This window comes from Sulfurimonas sp., assembly GCF_041563035.1.
Taxonomy (GTDB): domain Bacteria; phylum Campylobacterota; class Campylobacteria; order Campylobacterales; family Sulfurimonadaceae; genus Sulfurimonas.
Genome location: NZ_JBFFNS010000048.1, coordinates 1 through 2452, shown reverse-complemented (window position 1 = coordinate 2452; position 2452 = coordinate 1). Strand labels below are relative to the sequence as shown.

6 protein-coding genes and 1 pseudogene are annotated in these 2452 nt (G+C 36.0%); all 7 read right to left on the bottom strand.

Features of this window, described 5'->3' with window-relative positions; genetic code table 11:
- Nucleotides 1-33 precede the first annotated feature (33 nt).
- On the bottom strand, nt 34-570 hold the full coding sequence (rplF, locus tag ABZC13_RS14220; protein WP_373005351.1) for a 50S ribosomal protein L6: 537 nt from the start codon (nt 568-570) through the stop codon (nt 34-36).
- A gap of 9 nt (nt 571-579) precedes the next feature.
- Nucleotides 580-975, bottom strand: coding sequence for a 30S ribosomal protein S8 (gene rpsH, locus ABZC13_RS14215; protein WP_373005348.1), 396 nt, complete (start codon nt 973-975; stop codon nt 580-582).
- A 63-nt stretch (nt 976-1038) separates the two neighbouring features.
- Nucleotides 1039-1224, bottom strand: coding sequence for a type Z 30S ribosomal protein S14 (locus tag ABZC13_RS14210; protein ID WP_008340791.1), 186 nt, complete (start codon nt 1222-1224; stop codon nt 1039-1041).
- Nucleotides 1224-1769, bottom strand: a complete 546-nt coding sequence (gene rplE / locus ABZC13_RS14205; RefSeq protein ID WP_373005345.1) for a 50S ribosomal protein L5 — start codon at nt 1767-1769, stop codon at nt 1224-1226. The genes ABZC13_RS14210 and rplE overlap by 1 nt, the downstream gene beginning before the upstream one ends.
- Before the next feature lie 4 nt (nt 1770-1773).
- Complete coding sequence (gene rplX / locus ABZC13_RS14200) at nt 1774-2004, bottom strand: 50S ribosomal protein L24 (RefSeq protein ID WP_008338880.1); 231 nt, start codon at nt 2002-2004, stop codon at nt 1774-1776.
- Nucleotides 2004-2372, bottom strand: a complete 369-nt coding sequence (rplN, locus tag ABZC13_RS14195; RefSeq protein ID WP_294964882.1) for a 50S ribosomal protein L14 — start codon at nt 2370-2372, stop codon at nt 2004-2006. The genes rplX and rplN overlap by 1 nt, the downstream gene beginning before the upstream one ends.
- Nucleotides 2372-2452 (bottom strand): annotated as a pseudogene (locus tag ABZC13_RS14190) (30S ribosomal protein S17); the annotation flags it as partial. The pseudogene ABZC13_RS14190 and the gene rplN, both read right to left, overlap by 1 nt.

The window sequence follows — 2452 nt, the reverse complement described above, 5'->3', positions numbered from 1 at the left end:
TTTAATACTTTAGCATTCATTTATACTCCTCCCTTATTTCTTAGCAGTTTTACCGGCTTTACGCACGATATGCTCTTCCATGTATTTAACACCTTTACCTTTGTAAGGCTCTGGTGGACGGAATGATCTAATCTCAGCAGCTACTTGACCAAGCGTTTGCTTGTCATGGCTTTTAAGAGTGATAACATTCTTCTCTACAACAGCTTCTAGACCTTCTGGTAAATCATAATTAATATCATGAGAGTGACCAAGTTGAAGATTAAGTACTCTGCCTTGAACAGCAGCACGGTAACCAACACCATTGATTTCTAGCTGTTTAGTATAACCAGTAGTTAAACCAACAACGATATTTTGAGCTAGTGCTCTATATGTTCCCCAGAATGCTCTGTGAGCTTTCTCTTGTGATTTTGTAGCAAAAGTTAAAATATTTCCTTCTAAAGAGAAGTCTACATTTCCTTTTGTATCTAAATCAACACTATTTTTGCCTTTAGCAAAAGTTATAACATTTCCATTTGTACTAACACTAATGTCAGCAGCAAATTCTACAGGTAATTTACCAATTCTTGACATGCTATCTCCCTACCAAACTGTACACATAACTTCACCACCAATGCCAAGCTCATAAGCTTTGTCATTTGGTAGAACGCCGTGTGATGTACTAACAATAATAGTTCCGTAACCATTTTTGAAACGTTTGATGTCTTCTTTACCTTTGTAAACACGTCTACCAGGCTTAGAAACTCTTTGAATCTCATTGATTACACATTTTTCATTTTCATCGTACTTAAGTACAACTTTGATAGTTTTCTTAACGCCGTCTTCAACAACATTACAACTTTCAATATAACCTTTATCTACTAAGATATTTGCTACAGCTTCAACACTCTTAGAGTGAACTAAAGTAGTAACTGGTAATCTTCTCATACCTGCGTTACGTACACGAGTTAACGCGTCTGATACTAAATCATTTATCATTTAATTTCCTTATGATGCAGTTAGGAGTTCCTAACTACTGATTGTTAGCAGTATCTTCTTGGCTTACCAAGAAGACTTTCTAACACCTGGGATTAATCCCTCATTTGCCATTTTTCTAAAACAAATACGACAGATACCAAAGTCACGAAGAACTGAGTGTGGACGACCACAAATCTGACATCTTGTATAGCCACGAACTTTGAACTTAGGTTCTCTTTTCGCTTTAGCGATCATAGACTTCTTAGCCATTAGTTACTCCCTTTAGTAAAAGGCATACCCATTTTCTCTAAAAGAGTAAATCCTGCCTTATCTGAATCAGCAGTTGTAACAACTGTGATATTCATACCATGAATTTGCATGATTGAATCATAACTAATCTCTGGGAAAATTAGTTGCTCTTGAAGACCGAAGTTATAGTTACCACGACCATCAAAACCATTTCTTGGAACACCACGGAAATCTTTCACACGTGGAAGTGCGATAGATATTAGACGATCTAAGAAGTTATACATATTTTCACCACGAAGTGTTACACGGATACCTACTGGCATACCTTCACGAACTTTAAAACCAGCAACTGATTTCTTAGCGATTACTGTAGTTGCTTTTTGACCAGCAATTTTTGTAATTGTATCTTCGATATTTTTAATAAGTTTATTATCTTTCATTGCGAAACCAGCACCAACAGAGATAATAATCTTATCTACTTTTGGAGTTTGCATTGGATTAGCAATGCTTAAGTCAGCTTGTAACTCAGATTTTAAACCTAAATATTTTTCTTTTAAACGAGCCATCTAATTATGCCTCCACTTTACGTACATTTGAAACATCTATAGGCATCTCTTTATTGATATGTCCGCCTTTAGTGTTATCTTCAGTTGGTTTGATAGCTTTCTTAGCAACTTTACAACCCTCAACTATCACCTTGTTTTTCTTAGGTAATACTTCAAGTACAGTAGCTTTAGTTCCACGATCATCACCAGCGATAATTTCTACAGTATCGCCTTTTTTGAAATTAAATTTTGCCATTAAACAACCTCCGGTGCAAGAGATACGATTTTCATAAATCCAGCATAACGAACTTCACGACCAACAGGTCCAAAAATACGAGTACCGATAGGCTCTCTCTTGTCATCAAGTATAACTGCTGCATTGTCATCAAAACGGATAAGAGAACCATTTTCACGGTGAACCTCTTTAGCAGTTCTAACAATAACAGCTTTTACAACTTTACCTTTTTTAACTTTAGCAGTTGGAGTCGCTTTTTTAACAGAAGCAACGATAACGTCACCTACTGAAGCATAACGACGCTTAGAACCACCAAGTACCTTAATACACATAATCTCTTTTGCACCTGTATTATCAGCTACAACTAAACGAGTAAAACCTTGGATCATTACTTAGCTCCTGATACTACTGTTTTAAGTCTAAAAGATTTAGTCTTAGAAAGTGGACGACATTCGATTGCAATAATCTC

Bases quoted from the DNA above. Each gene is read 5' to 3' on its own strand.
- rplX (WP_008338880.1), bottom strand. From the start codon at position 2,004: ATGGCAAAATTTAATTTCAAAAAAGGCGATACTGTAGAAATTATCGCT.
- rplF (WP_373005351.1), bottom strand. From the start codon at position 570: ATGTCAAGAATTGGTAAATTACCTGTAGAATTTGCTGCTGACATTAGT.
- rplE (WP_373005345.1), bottom strand. From the start codon at position 1,769: ATGGCTCGTTTAAAAGAAAAATATTTAGGTTTAAAATCTGAGTTACAA.
- rplN (WP_294964882.1), bottom strand. From the start codon at position 2,372: ATGATCCAAGGTTTTACTCGTTTAGTTGTAGCTGATAATACAGGTGCA.
- rpsH (WP_373005348.1), bottom strand. From the start codon at position 975: ATGATAAATGATTTAGTATCAGACGCGTTAACTCGTGTACGTAACGCA.
- ABZC13_RS14210 (WP_008340791.1), bottom strand. From the start codon at position 1,224: ATGGCTAAGAAGTCTATGATCGCTAAAGCGAAAAGAGAACCTAAGTTC.